The organism is Agreia sp. Leaf283, from assembly GCF_001422485.1.
Classification (GTDB): domain Bacteria; phylum Actinomycetota; class Actinomycetes; order Actinomycetales; family Microbacteriaceae; genus Agreia.
The window spans coordinates 1,110,777-1,133,090 of the sequence record NZ_LMNF01000001.1 but is presented as its reverse complement, the minus strand read 5'-3'; the positions used below and the strand labels follow the sequence as shown (position 1 = coordinate 1,133,090).

The 22,314-nt window shown below is 69.6% G+C and carries 19 protein-coding genes; 11 read left to right on the top strand and 8 right to left on the bottom strand.

Annotated features, from left to right (window positions below):
* Positions 1–60 precede the first annotated feature (60 nt).
* From ASF51_RS05145 to ASF51_RS05120, 6 genes are all read left to right on the top strand, one after another.
* Positions 61–1,668: an ABC transporter substrate-binding protein gene (locus ASF51_RS05145; RefSeq protein WP_055926076.1), complete on the top strand. Its 1,608-nt coding sequence runs from the start codon at positions 61–63 to the stop codon at positions 1,666–1,668.
* Between the two features lie 86 nt (positions 1,669–1,754).
* Positions 1,755–3,404, top strand: coding sequence for an ABC transporter ATP-binding protein (locus ASF51_RS05140; protein ID WP_055926073.1), 1,650 nt, complete (start codon positions 1,755–1,757; stop codon positions 3,402–3,404).
* Positions 3,401–4,270, top strand: coding sequence for an ABC transporter permease (locus ASF51_RS05135; protein ID WP_055926070.1), 870 nt, complete (start codon positions 3,401–3,403; stop codon positions 4,268–4,270). Before ASF51_RS05140 ends, ASF51_RS05135 begins: the two co-directional genes overlap by 4 nt.
* Positions 4,271–4,346: 76 nt before the next feature.
* The gene (locus ASF51_RS05130; RefSeq protein ID WP_055926066.1) at positions 4,347–5,345 is read left to right on the top strand and encodes an ABC transporter permease; all 999 of its coding nucleotides are present in this window, start codon (positions 4,347–4,349) and stop codon (positions 5,343–5,345) included.
* A 44-nt stretch (positions 5,346–5,389) separates the two neighbouring features.
* Positions 5,390–6,022, top strand: a complete 633-nt coding sequence (locus ASF51_RS05125; protein WP_055926063.1) for a cysteine hydrolase family protein — start codon at positions 5,390–5,392, stop codon at positions 6,020–6,022.
* 10 nt (positions 6,023–6,032) lie between these two features.
* Entirely contained in the window at positions 6,033–7,256 is a 1,224-nt protein-coding gene (locus tag ASF51_RS05120; RefSeq protein ID WP_055926060.1) for an MFS transporter, read from the top strand.
* Between the two features lie 28 nt (positions 7,257–7,284).
* On the opposite strand, the gene ASF51_RS05115 is transcribed toward ASF51_RS05120, so the two are convergent.
* Genes ASF51_RS05115 through ASF51_RS05080 form a run of 8 tightly spaced genes read right to left on the bottom strand, consistent with a single transcriptional unit; the run spans position 7,285 to position 17,798 of the window.
* Positions 7,285–8,799, bottom strand: coding sequence for a DUF1593 domain-containing protein (locus ASF51_RS05115; protein ID WP_082479558.1), 1,515 nt, complete (start codon positions 8,797–8,799; stop codon positions 7,285–7,287).
* A gap of 43 nt (positions 8,800–8,842) precedes the next feature.
* Entirely contained in the window at positions 8,843–9,994 is a 1,152-nt protein-coding gene (locus tag ASF51_RS05110; RefSeq protein ID WP_162236923.1) for a serine hydrolase domain-containing protein, read from the bottom strand.
* A gap of 58 nt (positions 9,995–10,052) precedes the next feature.
* Entirely contained in the window at positions 10,053–11,879 is a 1,827-nt protein-coding gene (locus ASF51_RS05105; protein ID WP_055926054.1) for a glycoside hydrolase family 3 protein, read from the bottom strand.
* Complete coding sequence (locus tag ASF51_RS05100) at positions 11,876–12,523, bottom strand: TetR/AcrR family transcriptional regulator (RefSeq protein ID WP_055926051.1); 648 nt, start codon at positions 12,521–12,523, stop codon at positions 11,876–11,878. The genes ASF51_RS05105 and ASF51_RS05100 overlap by 4 nt, the downstream gene beginning before the upstream one ends.
* Positions 12,498–13,331, bottom strand: coding sequence for a dipeptide/oligopeptide/nickel ABC transporter ATP-binding protein (locus ASF51_RS05095; protein WP_055926048.1), 834 nt, complete (start codon positions 13,329–13,331; stop codon positions 12,498–12,500). The genes ASF51_RS05100 and ASF51_RS05095 overlap by 26 nt, the downstream gene beginning before the upstream one ends.
* Positions 13,328–15,253 carry a dipeptide/oligopeptide/nickel ABC transporter permease/ATP-binding protein gene (locus tag ASF51_RS19395; RefSeq protein ID WP_055926045.1) on the bottom strand — a complete coding sequence of 642 codons (1,926 nt, stop codon included), beginning with the start codon at positions 15,251–15,253 and terminating at the stop codon, positions 13,328–13,330. The genes ASF51_RS05095 and ASF51_RS19395 overlap by 4 nt, the downstream gene beginning before the upstream one ends.
* Positions 15,250–16,191, bottom strand: coding sequence for an ABC transporter permease (locus tag ASF51_RS05085; protein WP_055926042.1), 942 nt, complete (start codon positions 16,189–16,191; stop codon positions 15,250–15,252). Before ASF51_RS05085 ends, ASF51_RS19395 begins: the two co-directional genes overlap by 4 nt.
* 56 nt (positions 16,192–16,247) lie before the next feature.
* The gene (locus ASF51_RS05080) at positions 16,248–17,798 is read right to left on the bottom strand and encodes an ABC transporter substrate-binding protein (protein ID WP_055926039.1); all 1,551 of its coding nucleotides are present in this window, start codon (positions 17,796–17,798) and stop codon (positions 16,248–16,250) included.
* Between the two features lie 199 nt (positions 17,799–17,997).
* Here ASF51_RS05080 and ASF51_RS05075 point away from each other — a divergent pair, with 199 nt between their 5' ends.
* From ASF51_RS05075 to ASF51_RS05055, 5 genes are all read left to right on the top strand, one after another.
* Positions 17,998–18,945 carry an SMP-30/gluconolactonase/LRE family protein gene (locus tag ASF51_RS05075; protein ID WP_055926036.1) on the top strand — a complete coding sequence of 316 codons (948 nt, stop codon included), beginning with the start codon at positions 17,998–18,000 and terminating at the stop codon, positions 18,943–18,945.
* Between the two features lie 73 nt (positions 18,946–19,018).
* The gene (locus ASF51_RS05070; RefSeq protein ID WP_055926033.1) at positions 19,019–20,107 is read left to right on the top strand and encodes a cupin domain-containing protein; all 1,089 of its coding nucleotides are present in this window, start codon (positions 19,019–19,021) and stop codon (positions 20,105–20,107) included.
* Between the two features lie 16 nt (positions 20,108–20,123).
* Entirely contained in the window at positions 20,124–20,960 is an 837-nt protein-coding gene (locus ASF51_RS05065; RefSeq protein WP_055926031.1) for a fumarylacetoacetate hydrolase family protein, read from the top strand.
* Positions 20,961–20,963: 3 nt separating this feature from the next.
* A complete protein-coding gene (locus tag ASF51_RS05060; protein ID WP_055926028.1) occupies positions 20,964–21,746 on the top strand; it encodes a maleylpyruvate isomerase family mycothiol-dependent enzyme in 783 nt (260 codons plus the stop codon).
* A 35-nt stretch (positions 21,747–21,781) separates the two neighbouring features.
* On the top strand, positions 21,782–22,237 hold the full coding sequence (locus ASF51_RS05055) for a MarR family winged helix-turn-helix transcriptional regulator (protein WP_055926025.1): 456 nt from the start codon (positions 21,782–21,784) through the stop codon (positions 22,235–22,237).
* The last annotated feature ends 77 nt before the right edge of the window (positions 22,238–22,314 follow it).

Sequence of the window (22,314 nt, the reverse complement as noted above, 5' to 3'; positions counted from 1 at the left end):
ATTCGCACGGGCACCGCTTCCGATGCCCCTCCCACCGCTCCCGAGAGGTCCGTACCCACGATGATCCAGAGCCCCACCACGCGCTCCGCCCGCGCGACCAGCCTGCGCAGACGGGCGCTGACCGCAGCGGCCCTCGTCGCGGCATCCGCCTTCGCCCTCACCGCCTGCGCACCCAGCACCTCGGGCGACGCCTTCGCCTCAGGCGACACCTTCGATGTCGTGCTGCTCGGCGCCTACTCCACCCCGCCCGACCCCGACGTGAACTACGACGGGCCCGGGCTCAACATCATCCAGAACACCTACGAGGGACTCGTCTCCTACGAGGACGGCAACACCACGGCCACGATCGTTCCGCGGCTCGCCACCGACTGGACGGTCTCGGACGACTCGCTCACCTACACCTTCGATCTGCGCAAGGGCGTGACGTTCCACGACGGCACCGACTTCACAGCGGATGCGGTCATCGCGTCGTTCGCCCGGCGCACGGACGTCGATGCGGGCCCCGCCTACATGGTCGCCGACGTCACGTCGGTCACGGCCGTCGACGACTACACGGTCGAGGTCACGCTCGCGGCCCCCAACTCGGCCTTCCTCGACTACCTCGCGTCTCCCTTCGGCGTCAAGATGATCAGCCCGACGGTGCTCACCGAGCAGGCCGGCGACGACTTCGCCCAGGCATACCTCACCGAGCACGACGCGGGCACGGGTCCCTACGAGCTCGGCTCCGTGACCACCGGGCAGTCGTACGAGCTCACCGCCTACGACGACTACTGGGGCGACAAGCCCGAGTTCAGCACCGTCGACATCACCCTCTCGGAGAACGCCTCGTCCGTTCAGCTCCAGCTCGAGCGCGGAGAGATCGACGCGGTGCTGGGCGACATCAACAAGACGAGCTTCGAGGACTACTCGTCGAACGATGAACTCGACGCCTCGACCTTCGCGAACTTCACGACCCAGACGCTGTTCGTGAACCCGCAGTCGACGATCTTCACCACGGTCGAGGACCGCGCGAAGCTCTTCACTGCGATCGACACGAAGACGATCCTCGAGTCCTCCATGGGCGAGCTCGAGGTTCCGACCACGCAGCTGTTCCCGGCGGGCATGCTCGACGCCTCGCTCGACGACCAGGGCGTCACCTACGACCCGACGGCGTTGGCCTCCCTGGCCGAGTCGGGCATCGCCGCGGGCAAGACGATCCGCATCGGCTACGCGGGCTCCTCGCCCGACGGCAAGGCCGTGGCCGACGAGCTGGGTGCAGACCTCTCGAGCGCGGGGCTCCCGGCCGAGTCGATCTCCTACGGCGCGGGAACCATCTACGGCCTCGCCGACGACCTGGCGGCGGCACCCGACCTCGTCGTGATGTCGGTCTTCCCCGACGCCGGCCATGTCGACGCCTGGGCGCGCATCCTCTACACACCCAGCGGCGGACTCGACCTGCTCGCGGCCGAGGTCCCCGGCCTCACCGACGACCTCGACGCGGCGCTCCTCGCCGGCGACGACGAGCCGTACGGCGCGATCGCGCAGAAGGTCATCGCCTCGAAGTACTGGTTCTCGACGGGCTCGCTGCAGACCACCACGGTGACGCGCTCGGGGCTCACGGGCATCGACGACGCCCGCAACCTGCTCGAGTACAACGTGCTGCACTTCGCAGCGCTCGGCAACGCCTAGCTCCCTGGAGGGGCGGGGTGCACGCGCACCCCGCCCCGCTCCATCCCCTCCCTTTTCGTCTCCGCTCTCAAGAAGGCAGCCCACCCATGAGCTCTCCGGTTCCCGTCGTCGAGGTCGAAGACCTGCGGGTCACCCTCCGCCGCGGCCAGGCCGAGGTCGAGGCCGTGCGCGGCGTCTCCCTCACGGTCGGGCGCGGCGAGATCGTCGGCATCGTCGGTGAATCCGGATCGGGCAAGAGCGTTCTCGGCCTGAGTCTCATGGCCCTGCTCCCCGCGGCCGCCCGCCCCGTCGTCACCGGCCGCATCCGGATTCTCGGCACCGACATGGTCGGAACGACCGCGACCGCAGACCGCCTCGTGCGCAAGAAGCACATCGGCGCGGTGTTCCAGGACCCGATGACCTCGCTCGACCCGACGATGACGATCGGCAACCAGCTGGCCGAGGTCACGTCGAACAGGCGCGAGGTCGTGCGACTGCTCACCGACGTCGGCATCGCCGACCCCGAGACCCGGCTCGGCGCCTTTCCCCATCAACTCTCCGGTGGTCTGCGGCAACGCGTGATGATCGCCCTCTCCCTGGCCCGCAACCCGTCGCTCATCATCGCCGATGAGCCCACGACGGCCCTCGACGTCACCGTGCAGGCGCAGATCCTGCAGCTGCTCCTCGATCTTCGCGAGAGCCGGGGCTGCAGCGTGGTCTTCGTGACCCACGACCTCGGCGTCGCCGCCCAGATCTGCGACAGGATCGCCGTGATGTACCAGGGTCGCATCGTCGAGAGCGGCGACGTCGACACCGTGCTGGGGCGACCCGAACACGACTACACGAAGGGGCTGCTCGCCTCGCGGATCGACCTCACCACTCCGCGCGACCGGCCCATTCTGAGCGCGCACGGCGCGGGCTCCGGCGACGCCCTCCCCGCGGTCTGGCCCGCCGTCGTGCCCGGCGCGCCCGCCGTCACCATCGCCGACGCGCGCCGCACCTTCAGCACCGGCCCCTTCTGGAAGAGGCGGCAGCTGGAGGCCGTGCGAGGCGTGACCCTCGAGATCGGCCAGGGCGAGTCGATGGCCCTCGTCGGCGAGAGCGGATGCGGCAAGTCCACGCTGCTGCGGCTCGTCGCCGGCCTCGATACGCCGACCTCAGGGTCGGTCACGGTCGCGGGCGACACCGGCCCCCAGATGATCTTCCAGGATGCCGGCAGCTCGCTCACCCCGTGGCTGACCGTGGGCGAGCTGCTCGGCGAGCGGCTCTCGGCGGCCGTGCCGGGCATCCGCAAGCCGGAGGCCGATCGACGCATCGCCGAGACCCTCGAGAGAGTCGGCCTGCCTGCCGAGGTGAGCCGAGTGAAGGGCGCCAGCCTCTCGGGAGGCCAGCGGCAGCGCGTGGCCATCGCCCGCGCCGTGATCGTGCCGCCGACCGTTCTGCTGTGCGACGAACCCACCAGCGCACTCGACGTGTCTCTCGCGGCGACCGTGCTCAACCTGCTCGGCCGCCTCAGGCGGGAGCTCGGCATGTCGGTGCTCTTCGTGACGCACGACCTGGCGGCGGCGCGGATCATCGCCGACCGCATCGCCGTGATGAACCACGGGCGGATCGTCGAGCTCGGAGACGCCGAGACCGTGTGCGCCTCCCCCACGAACGACTACACCGCCGCCCTGCTCTCCGCGATCCCCGGACGAGAGCTGAGACAGTCTCACGCCGCAGAGCACGGCGATCACAGCGAGGAGCGCCGAGCATGAGCGTCATCGAGAGACCCACGACGGGCCGCGCCGCCACGAAGTGGATGCGCATGACCGGGTGGCGCTCGCACACGGCCGGAGTCGACGCCGCGGGACTCGTCGCCCTGGCGCTGCTGGTGCTCGTCGCCCTGCTCGCCCCGGTGATCGCCCCCTACAGCCCGATCCTCCGTGCGGGCGAGGCCTTCCTTCCGCCCGGCAGCCCGGGCCACCTCCTCGGCACCGACGGGGTCGGCTACGACATCCTGTCGCGGATGCTGTTCGGCCTGCGCTCGAGCATCGCCTCGGCCGCCATCGTCATCACGTCGGGCGTCATCATCGGTGGCATCGTGGGACTGCTCGCCGGATCGATCGGAGGCTGGGTCGACAACGGTCTTATGCGACTGACCGACCTCTTCCTCGCCTTCCCCGGCATCGTCATCGCCATGACCGTGGCCGCCGCGCTGGGTGCGAGCTTCTCGAGCGCCCTGATCGGCGTCGCCGTGGTCTGGTGGCCCATGTACGCCCGACTCGTGCGGGGCGAGGTGCGATCGTGGGCCGCCCGCCCGCACCTCGAGGCCGCCGTTCTGGCCGGAGTGCCGTGGTCGCGGCGTGTTCGGCGCCACCTCCTGCCCGGCGTCACCTCGACCGTCGTCGTGACCGCGAGCCTCGACGTGGGCGGCCTGGTCGTGGCGATGTCGGGCCTGTCGTTCATCGGACTCGGCTCGCCGGCGCCCGCCCCCGAACTCGGGTCGATGGCCGCCCAGGGAATGGAGTACCTGCTCCAGTTCTGGTGGATCCCGATTCTGCCCGGGCTCGGCGTGCTCCTGCTCGCCCTCGTCGCCAACCTCGCGGGCGACGCCGTGCGCGACCTGCTGAGCCGTCGATGAGCCGCGCCGCGTCACGGCCGTCGCCATCCGGCAGCGCCACCCCACACCGCCTCGAGACCGAAGGACCGTCGCTGACATGATCATGTTCGTCATTCGCCGCATCGCGTCGATGCTCGCGGTGCTGCTCGCGCTCACCATCGCGCTGTTCACACTGCAGGAGCTCAGCGGCGTCGACCCGGCCCGCGCCTACGTCGGCGCCAACGCCTCCGCCGAGGCGCTCGAGCGCACCCGCGTGCAGCTCGGCCTCGACCAGCCCGCCATCGTGCGGTACTTCGACTACCTCGGAGGCCTGCTGCACGGCGACCTGCAGAACTCGCTGCGCACGCGCACCCCTGTCGCCGACGGCCTCTCGACCGCGTTCCCCGCCACGATCGAACTCGCGCTCTGGGCGCTGGGACTGGCCCTCGTGCTGGGCTCGATCTTCGCCGTGCTCACCGTCGTGCGATGGAAGGGCGCCGGGGTGGTTCGCGTCGTGCTGCTCTCCGGCGCATCCGCACCGACCTTCCTCCTCACGATGCTGGGCCTGCTGTTCTTCTACGGCCAGCTCGGGCTGCTGCCGTCGGGCGGGCGCTCGTCGTACGGGTCGACCTCTCCCGGGCCGACGGGGCTGTTCGTTCTCGACGGCCTGCTGGCCGGGCGCGTCGATGTGGCGACGGATGCGATCTGGCACCTGATCCTGCCCGCCGCATGCGTCGCGATCTCGCCGGCCGTGGCCATCGGCCGCGTGCTTGTCGACGGGCTGCGCATCAACCTCGTGTCGGATCACGCCCGCACCGCTCGCGCAGCCGGTATGCCCGAGGGACTCGTCATGCTGCGGCACGCCGTGCGCAACTCGCTCGGCGCGACGCTGTCGATGATCGGCATCCAGGCCGGGCTGCTGCTGGGCGGCCTCGTCGTCGTCGAGAAGATCGTTTCGTGGCCCGGCGTCGGAAGCTACCTCGACAAATCCGTGCAGGCCAGCGACTTCCCCGGAATCGCCGGCGTCGCCCTGCTCCTCGGCGTCACCTACGTCGTGCTCAACACTCTCGTCGATCTGCTGCAGGTCGCCGCAGACCGGCGGATCGCCCTCAGCTGACCCAGCGCACCACCGTCGGGCATCGCCCGCATCGAAAGGAAATCATGAACATCGTTGGAAACACCGTCCTCATCGTCGTCGACATCCAGGGCGGCGAGATCCCCCGCGAGGACTCGCGCACCGAGATCCCCTACATGGGAGGCCGCACGGAGCGCGCGCCCCGCGTGCGCGAGGTCATCCGGCACAGCCGCGAGAAGGGGATCCCCGTGGTCTTCATCCAGGAGGTGCACAAGCCGTCGCTGATCGACATCGGCCGGGAGCTCGACGGCGCCGAGGGCCCGCACTGCCTCGAGGGCTGGGAGGAGACCGAGCTGGCGCCCGGGATCGACCCGCAGCCGGGCGAGTTCCTCATCAAGAAGCGTCGCTACTCGGCCTTCTTCGGAACGGAACTCGAGATCGTGCTCAAGGCCTACAAGGCCGAGACGCTTCTGCTCATCGGCGGGCTCACCGACGTGTGCGTGCACTACACCGCCGTCGACGCGCACCAGCACGACTACCGGTTCCGCGTGCTCACCGACTGCGTGGGCGGATCGACACAGCAGGCGCACGACAACGCCCTGCAGGCGATGCACTACCTGCAGCGCGACGCGCTCGTCACCTCGGTCGACGTCAACGAGTGGCTCGACACCCTCGAGACGCCCGAGCCCGCCCCCCTCGTGCACGAACTGGTGCGCTGACACCATTCGAATGCATCACCGGCACCACCGGCTCTGGCCTCTCGCCCTCGGCACCTTCGCGATCGGTTTCGGCTCGAACGTCATCACCGGGCTGCTGCCCTCGATGTCGGCCGACCTCGGCGTGACGCTCGCCGATGTCGGCCGACTCCTGAGCTTCTACGGAATCGCCTACGCCGTCTCGACGCCGCTCGTCGCCCTCTTCGGCGAGCGGCTGCCACGACGGGCGCTCATGCTCACGGCGCTGGCGCTGTTCGCCGCGGCCTGCGTGGCGACGGCCCTCGCCTCGGACTACGCGACCCTGTCGGTGCTTCGCGCACTCAGCGCCATCGCCGCCGGCGGGTTCACGCCCACCGCGACGGTGCTGGCCGCGAGCCTCGCCGCCCCCGAGAGGCGCGGCCGAGCGCTCGCCACGGTCTTCGGCGGGCTCACGACCGCGGCGGTCGTCGCCGCACCCGCCGGCAACATCCTGGGGCCGGGGATCGGGTACCGAGGGGTGTACCTCATCACGGCCGGGCTCGCGGCCGTCGCATTCCTCGCTGTGCTGCTCCTCGTCGCGCGACCCGCGGACAGGGCGGACGTCGCGTCAGGGCTTTCGACACCGGGCCCGCACGGCGGCGCCGACCCCGTCGACCCTGACCGCGCATCCATCGTGGGCCCCCGACGTCGCGGCCTGCCGTCGCCGCTCGTCGTGCTCGTGCTGCTGGTGTCGACGGTCGAGACCGTCGCCGCCTTCACCGTGCAGACCTACGCGTCGCCCCTGCTGACCGCCATCTCGAGCGCCGATGGCCTCTCGCTCAGCGCACTGCTGCTCGGCTACGGCATAGCCGGCGTTCTCGGCAACGTGGCGGGCGGCCGCATGGCAGACAGGCTCGGGGCGGCGCGCACACTCTGGCTGTGCTTCGCCGGATGCACGGCCGCCCTCGCTCTACTGCCCCTCGTCGGGAGCACACTGCTGGGCGCCGGCGCGGTCTTCGCGGTCTGGGGTTTTCTCGCCTGGGCGTCGAACGCGCCGCTGCAGGGCATGCTGATTCAGCTCGCCGGCCGGTTCGAGCAGCTGATCGTGGCGCTCAACTCCTCGGTGATCGCGCTCGGCACGGCGGCAGGCGCGATCATCGGAGGTGCGATCATCGCCGGCGGACCCGTGATCGGCCTCGCCTGGTGGGGCGCGGCCATCATGGGAGTCGCCCTGGTGCTGGTCTCGGTGCTGGTGCGCAGCAGGCGACTGGTGGCGTGATGCCTCGGAGCCCCGGCCCACGCCCGCTCTACACGACGGTGAGGATGACCCGCTGATATCCCTTCAGCGCGGGAACCCCGTCGTCTACCGCCTCGACGATCATGTGGATCGTCTGCCCGGCGACCGCATCGGCGGGCACGGTGACGACGACGGAGGTCGAGTCGGCGCCCGAGAGCGGCACGGCACCCTCGAAGTTGCCCGCCTCCCGGTACCGCCACCACCGTACCGCCACGGCATCCCCGTCGGGGTCGGTGACGACGGCCGACAGTTGCACTTGCTCTCCCGGCCGGACGTTTCTGTCGACCTGCTCGACCGCCACGACGGGTGCATGATTCGCCCCATCGAAAGTGGACTGAACACTCCATTGCAGTCGCGCGGCGAAGTCGTTCTGCGCGTCGGCGAACCAGCGCGTAACGGAGTATTCATCAGGCGCTGACTCATCCGGCGCTGACTCATCCGGCGCAGCATCCGCAGTCCCGCGCGTCTCCCACGTGTCGGGGCCTTCGTCGACGCGGTGCGCCCGGCCGCCCCATCCGCCGTACCCCGGATGCTCGTGGCCGCGCAGCCCGGGAACCAGCAGGTTGAGCATGTTGGTGGTGTCGCCCTCGCTGATCCACTCGCCGAGCGGCTGCGGATCGACCCACACGGCGTAGCCGAGCTCTCGCAGCTCGTCGGCGCTCTGCCCGCTCAGGTGGAAGTAGTCGGTGAGATCGCCCGGCACCATCTGCCGGCCGTCGCCCCAGGTGCGGTAGAGCGCGCCGAGCGGGCCTGTGGATGTGACGTGGTCGCGCATCCATTCGGCCCCGAGATACTCGAGCTCGGGCTGCTCGATGACCCGCCGCGCGAGGTAGCCCCACGCCATGGTCGCCACGTCGGTGACCCGGATGTCGGGCCAGACGGGGCGGATGTAGCTGTCGTAGGTACCGTCTTGCGAGGCGAACTTGGTGATCACGGCCTTGCGCGAGACGGCGGCGTGGATCTCGGGCCACTCGGGCGCCTGCGAGTATCGCTCCTCGATCGACATCAGGGCGCGAGCGATGGTGCTCGTTCCGGCCCAGACCTGCAGGTGCACGGGCCGCGGATCGTCGTCGAGCAGGGTCTCGGCGATCAGCTGCGAGCCGGGCGTCTCCTCCGAGACGTCGCCCTCGAACTGCACGTTGCCCATGCGCACGACGGCCCTGAGCGCGTCGGCGCTCGGGTAGCGCGGATCGTGCACCAGGAGGTTCGGCAGCACCTGCTCGTAGGCGTCGACCGCGTCGTCGATGAACCGCTCGCCCGGCGCCCAGCGCCACGACAGCTGCGGCTCGGTGTACTCGCGCTCGGGCAGGAAGAACGGGGTCTTTCCGTCGCCCGACCAGTGGAACCGGCTGCTCGCGTAAACGAGACCGACCACGTCGATCTCGTTGGCATAGAGCAGGAACCGGATCATCGAGTTGAGATCGTCGAGCTCCGGGTCGGCCGTGACGATGGTGCGGGCCCGAGATGCGCGGGCCCCGGATGCGCGGGCAGGGTCGGGCGAGGTCGCGTCATTGCGCAGGGTCATAGCCCAAATCCTAGCGAGCGCTCGGTTTTTGGCAAGCCCCCGTTCACGACGCGAGGGCGATCTTCTGCAGCTGCTTCGCCGCCGTGATCGCGCGCGCGTCCGCGCCTCCGGGAGGGGGCGTGCGGCGTACGGCGTAGCCGAAGCTGATGCCGGTCTCCGGGTCGTGGAATCCGAGCGCCCCGCCGGCGCCGTCGTGTCCGAACGCGCGGAAGCCGCCGAACGCCAGGTTGTCGGTGGGCTTCTGGAACACCACACCGTAGCTGCGGTCGATGCCGATAACGAGGTCGCTGCCGACCACCTGCGGCTGCGCCATGACCTGCAGCGTGTGCGGCGAGATGAGCGCGGGGCCCGTGAGTCCGACCACACCCTCGGCGAACAGCCCCGCTATACCCCTGGCGCTCACCGTGCTGTACGCGGCGGGCGAGCCCACCGAACGCTGCCAGCGGGCATGGGCGAGGGCCTCCTGCCCGGAGCGCGTCTGGGCGATCGACCCGAAGACCTGTCGCCCGATCTGCCCGGGCTGCCGGGGGAACGGGATGTCACCCGTCGACGCCGAGGTCGACGCGCGCATGGGCTGCAGCTCGAGCACCCGCGACTCCTCTGCCTCGGGCAGGCCCAGGTAGAAGTCGAGAGAGCGCGGCGCGCGGATCTCGGCCTCGAAGAACGCCTGCAGGCCGAGTCCGGTGATCCGCCGCACCAGCTCCGACGCCAGCACGCCGATGGTGAGGCCGTGGTAGCCGAAGGCCGCGCCCGGACGCCACCACGGCAGCTGGGCTGCGAGCCGCGCCGCGCCGCTCCGGTCGTCGGCGTACTCCTCGTCGGAGAGGGCGGGCAGCGCCTCGGGCAGGCCAGCCTGGTGCGAGAGCAGCTCGCGAACGAGCACGTGCTGCTTTCCCTCGGCCGCGAACTCCGGCCAGTACTCGGCCACCGGCGCGTCGAGATCGAGCAGTCCGCGGTCGACGAGCAGGGCGATCGAGAACGCGATGGAGTTCTTCGACACTGAGAACGGGATCATCAGAGAATCGCCCGTCATGCCCTCACCGCCGTGCACGTCGACCACGAGCTCGTGGCCCCGGTACGCGGTCAGCTGGAACGCGTAGTCGGCGTCGGCGGCGAGCTCGGCCTCGAGGGTCTCGGCGAGCTGCTCGTAGCCCGGGGCGACGGAGCCGTTCAGTGCGGAGGCGATATCGGTCATCATTGTCCTTCTCTCGAATCTCGGGTGTGCGATCGGGCGCGAGCGCCCGATGCCGGGGTCAGACTCCGGCGCGGAACAGGGGACTCGTGGTGTCACCGGGAACGTCGGAGCGCGCGGCCACGATCTCGTCGAGGCTGCGGGGCACGTCGAACGGGAGCGAGCCCCGGGCCGCGCCCTCGGTCGCCAGCGCCTCGAGAACCGCCGCATCCGATGAGCCGTAGACGGCGAGGATGGCGGCGGAGTGCGGCAGCAGCGGCGCGAGCAGCGCGGGGCGCTCGAGGTGGATCACGACGATCACGGGCGCGTGCTGCGACAGCGTGCGCAGGCGCTCGACGTCGGCGTCGGCGAACTCCAGCGAGCCGGCGTGGAACGCGGGCTCGAGAAGGTAGTGGTCGCGCGGATCGAACGGAGCACTGATGCGGGTGACGATCACGTCGGCCTCGTCGAGGGTCGCCGGTGCGAACCCGGCGGCCGAGATCTCGGCGTCGGGGATCTCGGGCGAATACACGCGGCTGCCACTCGCGACGGGGATGCTCGGCCGATCGTCGGAGTCGACCACCACGGTGGCCGAATGCACCTGGGCGCGATGCCCCGCGGCCCGGAACTGCGACGAGCCGACGATCTCCACCGCGGCATCCTCGTCGACGTAGGGGTCGTCGAAGAGGCCGAGTTCGAACTTCACGGCCAGCAGCCGGCGCACCGACTCGTCGACGCGCTCCTCGCTCAGCCGACCCGATTCGACGAGCTCGACGATCCACGAGGGGGTGTCCTCGCCGCCGAACTGGTCGCAGCCCGCCTCGATGGCGCGCTGCACCCGGTCGAGCTCGCCGAGGTGCTCGACGCCCCAGGCGCGCGCGGGTAGGTGCGCGCCGCCGAAGCGGGACTCGGTGATGAGGCTCCAGTCGGAGCAGATCACTCCCTCGAAGCCCAGCTGCTCGCGCAGGAGCCCCGTGAGGATCTGGCGATTGAAGCCGAAGGCCACCTCCTCGATGCGCTCGCCGTCGAGGCTGAGGCCGATCGGGATGCCGTAGCTCGGCATGATGGCGGAGACCCCGCGGGCGAGCACCCGCCGGAACGGCGCGAGGTGGTACTCGAACATGTCGCCCACGTAGTCCTGCTCGCGGCCGTAGGGGAAGTGCGGGTCCTCGCCGTCGCGCTGCGGCCCGCCGCCAGGGAAGTGCTTGGCCATGCAGGCGACGCTGCTGCTCGAGAGCCCGTCGACGCCCTCGAAGCCGTCGACGTAGGCGACGCCGAACCGAGCGACCTGCTCGGCGCTCTGACCGAAGGTGCTGTACTGGCGCGCCCAGCGCGGCTCGGTGGCCACATCGAGGGTGGGGTGCAGGGCCGATCGAATGCCGAGGGCCGTGTACTCCTGGCGCGCGATGTCGGCGAACTCGCGAACGGTGTCCTCGTCGGAGAGAGCTCCGAGCCCGATCGGCTCCGGCCACGCCGACAGGTGCTCCGCGCTGAACGACGCTCCCCAGTTCTCGGTGAACGAATGCCGCGGATCGGTGGAGATGGTCACGGGGATCCCGAGCGGCGTCGACTCGGCGAGCTCCTGGATCTGGTTCGACCAGCGCGCCATCGACCGCGGGTCCGGGATGCGGTGCACGTTCAGGTGGGTGACATGGCGGTTGAGCACGAACTCATCGGCGGGCACCCGTCCGGCCGACATGAGCGGGCTGTCGAGGTCGCCGGCGGCGTTGACGCTCACGATCGAGTGGATCATCAGCCCGGCCTTCTCGGCGAGCGACATGCGGCCCATCAGGTCGGCGACGCGTTCCGCGACGGGCAGATTCGGGTTCTCGTAGGCATCCATGACGCCGTTGTCGTTGAGGTCGCGGTAGAGCGTTCCGTCGTGATGGCGGGAGAGTTTCGGTGTCATTCCGGGGGATCCAAAGGTTGTGTGTACGAGGTGACGAGCTCGACCATGAGGCGCACGACGCGCCTCATGTCGACGGAGTCGTCGTAGAGCCACTGCAGCTGCAGGCCGTCGAGCACGGCCAGGAAGAGAACGACCAGGTCGCCGCGGTCGAGGTTGGGTGCCACGTCGAACTCGTCGCCGGCGTGCGCGAGCAGACGCTGCTTCATGCGCTCCTTGACCCGCTCGTAGCGCACCCGGATGAGCTCGTGGGCCGGGTTGTTCTCGGTGAGGCCCTCGGCCATGATCACCATCAGGAACTGCACCCAGACGCGGTCGTCGGTGTTGCGCGACATAAGGGTGTCGTAGCCGGCGAACGGCGAGGCGTGCCCCAGCCCGAGGCGGTCGACGATCGCGGCGTCCTCGCCGAAGCGGCTCTGCACCACGGCGTCGAGCAGGATGTCCTTCGACGCGAAATGGTGCAGCACGCCCGATTGCGAGATGCCCGCCTTCTCGGCGATCGCGGCGATGGATGCGCCGTGATACCCGTGGGCGGCGAACTCCTCGGCGGCGGCATCCAGAATCAGTGCCCGGCGGCTCTCGCCCCTCGGACTGCGTCGCGTGGCACTCGGCTTGACCGGCTCAGGCTGCTCGTTCGCTGTCGACACGCAGCTTCTCCAATTCCTCGCGGCGTTCGCGCTGTGCCCCCGGATCGGGAAGCGGCGCGGACATCATCAGACGTTGAGTGTACGGGTCGTCCGGATCGCTGGTGACCTTCTCGACGCCCCCGGATTCCACGATCTTTCCGCGGTTCAGAACGATCACCCTGTGGCTCACGTGGCGGATTACCGAGAGGTCGTGCGAGACGAACAGGTAAGCGCATCCGGTGTCGCGCTGGATCTCGATGAAGAGGTCGAGAACGCGCTGCTGCGTCGTCAGATCGAGCGCCGAGACCGGCTCGTCGCACACGATGAGACGCGGGCGCAGGGCCAGAGCTCGGGCGATGGCGACCCGCTGGCGCTGGCCTCCCGAGAACTCGCGCGGCAGGCGACCCGCGGCGTCGCTGGGCAGGCGCACGCGATCGAGCAGCTCCTTCACCCGCCGGCCGGCCTCGCGGCGGTCGATGCCCTGTGCGCGCAGCGGCTCGGCGAGGATGCCCTCGATGGTGAGCGAGGGGTTGAGCGACGTATACGGATCCTGGAATACGACCTGCATGTCGCGGCTGAGCTCGCGGCGCTTCGTGCGCGAGGCATGCGTGATGTCCTCGCCACGGAAGGTGAGCGTTCCGCGGGTCGGCGGCACGAGCCCGAGGATCGACCGGCCGATGGTGGTCTTGCCCGATCCCGACTCGCCGACCAGGCCCACGGTCTCCCCCTCGGCGATCGAGAACGTGATCTCCTCGAGCGCCGTGAAGGTGGTGCGTCGTCTCGTGAAGTCGACGCCGAGCTTGTCGACCGACAGCAGCTGCTCGCTCATCTGTGTGCTCCTTCTGCTTCGGCCCTGTCGAGGTCGATGCGCGAGGGTCCGCCCTCTAGCGTCGATCCGAGCAGGGTCTGCGTGTAGGGGTGTCGGGGCCGGGCGAACAGCGACTCCACGTCGTTCTGCTCCACGATCGTTCCCTTGTTCATCACGGCCACGCGGTCGCAGATGTCGGCGACCACGCCGAAGTTGTGGGTCACGAGGATCACCGCCATCTCCTGCTCCGACTGCAGCTCGCGCAGCAGGCGAAGCACCTCGGCCTGCACGGTCACGTCGAGTGCCGTGGTGGGCTCGTCGGCGATGAGCAGGCGCGGTCGGCATGACACGGCGCCGGCGATCAGCACGCGCTGCGCCATGCCGCCCGAGATCTCGTGCGGGTACGAGTCGTAGGTGCGCTCGGGCTCCCGGATGCCGACACGGTCGAGCAGTTCGAGGGCACGCGTGCGGGCCGCCCGCTTGTCGAGACCGAGGCGTCGCATCATGGGTGTCGAGAGCTGCGAACCGACCTTGAACGACGGGTCGAGGTTCGACATCGGCTCCTGGGGGATGTACGCGATCCCGGTTCCGCGCAGCTCGCGGATCGAGGCGCGAGAGCGGGTGGTCAGCTCGTCGCCGTCGAACAGCACGCTGCCGTTCGTGACCCGTCCGCCGGTCGGCAGCAGGCCCAGCACCGCGAAGGCGGTCTGCGTCTTGCCCGATCCGGATTCGCCGACGAGGCCGAGCACCTCTCCGGCGTGCACGTCGAGGCTCACGTTGTGCACGACGGTCTTGTCGTGCGGACCGGAGCCGTAGCCGACGCGCAGGCGACGCACGCTCAGCACGGCGCTCGGGTCGGGCTCGGGCGTCTCGAGGGGCGTCGAGTCCGACCAGGCGGGTTCGGGCACGAACTCGAGATCTGCCAGCGGGGCGGTGACGATCGTCTCCGTCTCGTCGGCCGTGTTCACTCCCGGACGCGTCAGCGGGGCCGCCTCGTCGAGAGCGTCCCTGTCGAGAGCGTCGACGTCGACTGCGGGAAGGGCGGCCATGGCCGCGGTCGCCGTGACCACGTTCTTGCGTCGGCCGCGGCGAGCCGAGCTCGACCCGCGCTCCTCCAGCGCATCCCGCAGACCGTTGCCGATGATCACCAGCGCCGCGCAGGTCAGACCGATGGCGAGCGAGGGCCAGAGCAGGGTGATGGGGGCGCGGTAGATGCTGCGGAAGCCCTCGTTGAGCATGTTGCCCCACGAGGGAACCGAGTTGTCGCCGACTCCGAGGAACTCGAGGCCCGACTGGATCGCGAGCGCGATTCCCAGCAGCAGCGAGGCCTGGATGATGATCGGGCCCCGCACGACCGTGAGGATGTGCCGGCCGATGATGGCGCTGTCGCGCAGGCCGGAGACCTTGGCGGCGTCGACGTACAGCTCGCCGCGCACGTTGATCACGGCGGTGCGCACGACCCGGTAGAAGCCGGGCGAGAGGATGACACCGAAGATCAGCATGGAGATCCAGATCGATGGGCCGAGCACGGCGCGGGCGGCGAGCAGCACCACGATGCCGGGCATCGACTGCACGAGGTTCGCCATCCACACCGAGACCGAGTCGAACCAGCGCCCGTAGTAGCCGGCCAGCAGGCCGGCGGGGATGCCGATCAGCGCGGCGACGACGAGTGCGAGCAGCGCCCCGAGCAGGCTGATCTGGCCGCCGTACAAGAGGCGCGCCCAGATGTCGCGGCCCGCCGAGTCGGTGCCCAACGGATGGCCGGCCGAGAACGGGGCGAGGAACGCGTCGCGGATCGCGGAGAACGCGGGGTCGGCCCCGGCCAGCACAGAGGCGAGCGCCGAGGAGAGCACGATGAGGGCGAGAATGATCGCCCCGACGACCGCGAGGGGGTTGGCGAGGAACCGGTGGAGTGTCGTCTCCGGCTTGTCGGAGGTGCTCATGCCACTCTCGCTTTCGGGTTGAGGAAGCCGACGCCGAGGTCGACGAGCAGGTTGACGACGGCGACGATCAGCGAGGTGATGATCAGCAGACCCATCACCACCGGGATGTCTCCGCGCGAGGTGTACTGGATGGCCACGGTTCCGAGGCCGGGGAGGGCGAAGATCTGCTCGACGACGATCGCGCCGCCGAGAAGCCCGACGAACTGCAGGCCCAGCACGGTGAGGCCGGTGCCGGATGCGTTGCGCAGCACGTGTTTGAAGATGATCTCGCGTTCACTGAGGCCGCGACTGCGCAGGGTGCGCACGTAGTCCTGGCGCAGCACGTCGATCACCGCTCCGCGCACCTGCTGCGCCGTGGCCGCGATCATGCCGATCGACAGGGCCGCGATGGGCAGGATCACGGTCTTGAGCCAGCCGAGCGGATCCGCCGTGAGCTGCACGTAGCCGGTGGCCGGCAGCCAGCCGAGGTTGATGGCGAAGACGATCACGAGCAGCAGCGCGAAGAGGAATCCGGGGATCGCGTAGCCGGCGATCGAGAGGATCTGCACGAGTCGGTCGAGCCATCCCCGGTACACGGCGGCGGCGATGCCGAGCGCGAAGGCGATGAGGGCGGCGACGATCGTGGTCGCGATGAGAAGGGAGAGGGTGGTGGGGAGGCGGCTGATGAGCGCATCGCTCACATCCTGCGGCGTGAAGTAGGAGCGACCGAGGTCGCCCTGGAACACGCCGAGCAGCCATTCGACGTAGCGCACGGGCAATGGTCGGTCGAGACCCAGCTCGGCGGTCTTGGCGGCGACCTGCTCTTCGGTGGCCTGCTCGCCCAGGATCGTGCGGGCTATGCCGCTCGACGACAGGTAGAGGAGGAAGAAGGCGACCGCCGAGATGACGAGCATCTGCGAGAGCGCCAGCAGCGTGCGCTTGGCGATGAAGGACAGCACGGGTGGGGCCTTTCGTGGGCGGGGCCCCCGCGCCTGGCGCGGGGACCCCATCCGGATCAGTTGGCGGGCGAGTAGTTGTAGATCGACGGCACGGCCTGCTGCGTCTGCAGCTCGACCGAGACGGTGTCGTCGTGCCCGTAGGTGCTGAGCACTCGGGAGAACACGCCGAACCAGTTGTTGTCGACCACGTACTTGTTCATGGCCTGGCCCGCCGTGGTGCGCTCGTCGTCGGTCGCGGCGTACTGGTACGTCTTGATCAGGTCGGCGAGGTCGGCGTCTTCGGTCTTCAGCGAGTTCCAGGGGGCGTCCGGAGCCAGGTACTGCCGCACCGTCGTCCAGTCGTTGAACGTCGCGAGCGTGAAGTAGGTGATCGCGAACTGTCCGCCGAGGAGGGCCGGAATCGTCTGGCCCGGCCCGAACTCGACGCGTTCCATGGTGACCCCGATGTCGCTGAAGTTCTGCTCGATCGTGGTGTAGATGGAGGGGTCGAAGACGGGGCTGATCGGCATGGTCACGGTGAGGCCGCTGGCGTAGCCGGCGTCGGCGAGCAGCTGCTTGGCGCGATCGGGGTCGTAGGCGAAGCGGTCGTCGGTGTCGAGCGCCTTGTCATACGAGAAGTCGTCGCTGGGGAAGATCTGGTTGGTGAGCTCGCCTCGACCCTGGCCCACGTTCTCGAGCAGCGCCTCCTTGTCGATCGAGATGGTGAGCGCCTCCCGCACGCGGGGGTCGGCGAAGGCAGGGTTCAGCTGGCCGGTGCGGTCGAAGAAGACGAAGCCCGAGAAGTCGCCGAGCTGTCCTTCCACCGTGAAGCCCGACGACTCGAGCTCCTGTGCCGTCGACGGCGCGGTGAACACGGCGGCGTTGATCTGGCCGGAGCGCAGGGCGTTGACTCGGGCGGTCTCGTCGGTCAGCAGCACGAACTTGATGGAGTCGTAGGGCAGGGCGTCTCCCCAGTAGTCGGCGTTGCGCACGAAGGTGTACTCCGAGCCGACGATCGTCGAGGCGGAGTCGAGGGTGTAGGGGCCGGAGCCGACGGGGGCCGATGCGATGTCCTCGGAACCGATCGCATCCGGGCTCGCCATGAAGCCGAGCGAGCTCGCAAGCGAGTACTCGAGCGAGGGGTCGGGAGCGTCGAGGGTGATGACGAGGGTCGTGGCGTCGGTGGCCTCGACCGAGGTGATGCTCGCGGCCTGGTTCGCCTGCGGGCCTTTGGCCTCGAGGAAGTGCTCGATGTTGGCCTTGGCGCCGTCGGCGTCGAAGGCGGCGCCGTCGCTGAACGTCACGTCGTCGCGCAGCGTGAGGGTGAGCACGGTGCGGTCGTCGTTGTAGGTCCACTCGGTGGCCAGCATCGGTTCGAGGCTGCCGTCGGGGGCCCGCTTGATCAGGGTGTCGTAGACCGCCTGGTAGTAGGGCATCGAGTTGCCCTCCTGCGAGAGGGCGGGGTCGAACGAGGTGGGCTCGACGATCTGGCCGAGGGTCAGCAGTGGGGCGGTGGTCGAGCTGCCCGTTGTCGAGCCTGCGTCGTTGGTGCCGGGGCTGCAGGCTGCGAGGCCGAGAGCGAGTGCCCCGGCCGCGAGCGCCGCCACCAGGCGGGAGGTCTTCTTCACTGGTTCCATCCTTTACGTCTTTGTGAGGAGGGGTGGATCGTCGAGGACGAGCGCGAGCACTCGCTATTCGACTTCACCCTTGAACGCCGTTAAACCGAGCGCACAGTCAGCATAACGGCTTAAACTGACTGTGCGCACGGTTTATGGAATTGTTATATTTCTGACGTTCACTCACCAAGACACCGGCAAAGGAGCCGCAATGCACCCTGACGAATCGCTCGAGCTCATGCTGAGCCGGGTCGCGAGCCCCCGCGGCATCCTTCCTGAGGGACCGGTGTGGAACGCGGAATCCCGGCTCCTCTCGTGGGTGGACATCGAGCTGGGGCGGTTGCACATCGCGACCGTCGACGGCGGATCTCGTGACGAAGACGAGCCGCGGGTGCGACTGCTCAGCGTGCTCGAGCTCGGCGACCAGCTCGGATGCGCCCTGCCCGCCGAGGGCGGCGGCTGGGTGTGCGGCCTCGGCCGGCGCCTCGCCACGGTCAGCCCACTGGGTGCCGTGACCGAATCCGAGCCACTGCTCGATGAGAGTGAACGGTTCAACGACGGTCACATCGATCCGCGGGGCCGCCTCGTGATCGGAACCCTGAATTCCGACGGGCCCGACGGTCGGCAGCTGCTGCTGCGCCTCGAGCACGACGGCGCCCTCACCACGCTGCAGCACGGCGTCGGGATCTCGAACGGCATCGCCTGGTCGCCCGACGGATCGACTCTCTTCCACGCCGACACCGCGGCACGCACGATCTTCTCGCGCGACTACGGCGACGCCGCGACCGCCTCGGCCGCGGGCGCGCAGCGCCCCTTCGTCAAGGTCGACGGCATGCCCGACGGCATCGCGATCGACGCCGAGGGATGCCTGTGGGTCACGGTGTTCGACCAAGGTCGCGTCGACAGATACTCGCCCCGGGGCGAGCTTCTGGCCGACCAGAGCATCCTCGTTCCCGATGCCCACGTGTCGAGTATCGCGTTCGTCGGAGACCGGCTCGACACCCTGCTGATCACCACGGGCATGCCGATCATGCGCCAGTGGCTCCGACGCCGGCGGGCGGATGACGGCTACGCCTTCTCGGCAGCGTCCCCGGTGCGGGGCCTGCCGACCCGGGCATGGGCGCCCGCGCCGCTCCCCCGGAATCTCCCCTTGCGCTGAGCGCCGCGCTCTATATAGTTGGGGTACTGATGAATTGACCGCTGATGATGCGACGGCGACGACGCCGCTGGCGATGGAGGAACCTGCAGTGCAGCAGATGGACGGCTCGGCCGACACCCCGGAACTCGAACAGCTCTACCGCGACTTCGCGGCCAACGACATGGCGCCGCTGTGGACCCAGCGCGACGACCTCATGCCCATGACTCCCTCGCCGCAGGCCGTGCCGCACGTCTGGAGATGGAAGACACTCTTCGACATCGCGCAGCGCTCCGGCGACCTCGTTCCGGTCGGCCGCGGCGGCGAACGCCGCGCGGTCGGCCTCACCAACCCGGGCCTGCCGGGCACCGGGTACGCGACCCCGACGCTGTGGTGCGCCATCCAGTATCTGGGCGGCCACGAGACGGCGCCCGAGCACCGTCACTCGCAGAACGCCTTCCGCTTCGTCGTCGAGGGAGAGGGCGTCTGGACCGTGGTGAACGGCGACCCCGTGGCGATGCGCCGGGGCGACCTGCTGCTGACGCCGGGCTGGAACTTCCACGGCCACCACAACGACACCGCGAACCCCATGGCCTGGATCGACGGCCTCGATATTCCGTTCTCGAGCCAGATGGATGTCGGATTCTTCGAGTTCGGCTCGGAGCGGGTGACCGACGAGGCTTCACCCGCGGTCTCGCGCTCGGAGCGGCTGTGGGCGCACCCCGGACTGCGACCGATGTCCGTTCTCGAGAACACGGTCTCATCGCCACTCAGTGCGTACCGCTGGGAGCACACCGACGCGGCGCTGCGCGAGCAGCTCGCGCTCGAGGACGAGGGCTTTCCGGCGACGCTCGAACAGGGTCACGCCGCCATCCGGTTCACCAACCCCACCACGGGCGGCGACGTGATGTCGACGATCCGCTGCGAATTCCACCGACTGCGCGCGGGCATCTCGACGGCACCCACGCACGAGGTGGGCTCGGCCGTCTGGCAGGTCTTCGAGGGCTCGGGCACCGTCGTGCTCGGCGATACCGAGACGCGCCTCGAGACCGGCGACCTGTTCGTGGTGCCCAGCTGGGTGCCGTGGTCGCTGCACGCCGACACGCAGTTCGACCTCTTCCGCTTCACCGACGGTCCGATCATGGACCGCCTCAACTTCTCCCGCACCTTCGTCCCCTCCGCCTGAGCAGAAAGCACCGCCCATGAGACTCGCCACCCTCCGCACCCCCGACGGCACCATCGCCGTGCGCATCGACGACGACACCGCCACCGAGATCCCCGGCGTCGCCGACGTGGGTGCACTGCTCGCCCTCGCCGACTGGCGCCGGGTGGCCGAGACCGCCGACGGCGGCACCCGCCCGGTCGCCGACATCGCCCCTGCCGACTGGGCGCCCGTGGTTCCCGCGCCGAGCAAGATCGTGTGCGTGGGGCTCAACTACCGCAACCACATCCTCGAGATGGGACGCGAGCTGCCCGAGTTCCCCACACTGTTCGCCAAGTACCCCGAGGCGCTCATCGGCGCCCACGACGAGATCGTGCTGCCCGAGTACGCCTCGCACGCCGTCGACTGGGAGTGCGAGCTCGCCGTGGTGATCGGCCGCACCGCCCGCCGCCTCGGCGAAGACGAGGCCGCCGACGCGATCGCCGGATACTCGGTGCTCAACGACGTGACCATGCGCGACTTCCAGTACCGCACGCCCGAATGGTTCCAGGGAAAGACGTTCGAGAGCTCCACACCCTTCGGACCCGTGCTGGTGACCGCCGACGAATACGCGGTCGACACCGAGATCCGCACCGAGGTCGACGGTGAGGTCATGCAGAAGAGCAACACCTCCGACCTCGTCTTCGACCCCGCCGCGCTCGTCTCCTACATCTCGCAGATCGTGACCCTCAACCCGGGCGACGTGATCGCGAGCGGCACCCCCGGCGGAGTCGGCCACGCCCGTAAGCCCGCCCGCTACCTCGGCGACGGCGCCACGCTCACCACCACCGTCGAGGGCATCGGCACGCTGAGCAACCCGGTGCGCGTGGAGGCCTGACCCGTGGCTGCGCGCACCGACCTGGTCACCGATCCGGCGATCATCGAGGGCCTGCTCCTCGCCCGCCGGGGCCAGGCGTACTACTCCCGCGCGCTCTCGCGGCTGAGCGACGCCGACTTCGACGGCCCGTCGCTGCTCGCCGGCTGGGATCGCCGCCACCTCATCGCCCACGTCGGCCTCAACGCGCGGGCGCTCACCCGTCTGGTGGAGTGGGCGGCGACCGGCATCGAGACGCCGATGTACGCATCCGCCACCCAGCGCGCCGAGGAGATCGACTTCTCGGCGACGCTGCCCGTGCAGGCCCTGCGCAACCTCTCGGACCACGCGGCCATCCACCTCACCGTCGAGTGGCGCGACCTGCCCGACGAGGCCTGGTCCCGAGAGGTGCGCACGGCGCAGAATCGCACCGTTCCCGTCTCAGAAACGGTGTGGATGCGCACCCGCGAGGTCTGGATCCACGCCGTCGATCTCGACGCCGGTGCCCGCTTCGAGGACTTTCCGCCCGAGCTGCTCGAGCGCATCCTCGTCGACGTCACGGGCTCATGGGCCAGGCGTCGCGAGGCGGAGGGCCTGCCGCGGTTCACGCTCGAGGCCACCGATCGCGCTCTGCACACAGTCGCCGTGTCGCAGGCCGCGGTGCCGCAAGCCGCAGGGCCGGATGCCGCCGGCTCGATCGCCGTGCGCGGATCGAGCGCGGCCCTCGCCCGCTGGGCCACCGGCCGAGGCAGCGCGGGCGTGACCACGGCCGACGGCGAGCCCGCCCCGGCCGCGCCCCGGTGGTTGTAGGCGCCCGGCGCTCGCCTGACATAATCCGAAGCGACATGGAATCGCACGACGTCTCGCAGTACACCGGCTACCTGATCCGCCGCGCCCAGCAGGCGCACGTCGCCGCCTGGCAGCGCGAGGTCTCGTCCGAGATCACGAGTGTGCAGTTCGGCGTGATGAATGTGCTCTCGCAGTCTCCGGGCGCGAGCCAGACGGAACTGTGCGCCCGGCTCGACCTCGACCGGTCGACCATCGCAGACCTGGTCGCCCGCCTCGAACGCCGCGGAATCCTCGAACGCGTCAGGGATGCGTCGGACAAGCGGCGCAACGTGCTGCACCTCACGGAGGCCGGGGCCGCGGAGCTCGACGCCCTGCTGCCGAAGGTGGCGCGCGTCGACCACGTGCTCACCGACGGGTTGGATGCCGAGGATCGGGTCACGCTCAGACGCATTCTTACGGTGATGCTCGAGTCTCCCTCGGTGGAGGCGCTGCGCGGCGATCCAATGCGCTGACCGAGTCGGCCCTTCGACAAGCTCAGGGAACGGGGCCCTTCGACAAGCTCAGGGAACGGGGCCCTTCGACAGGCTCA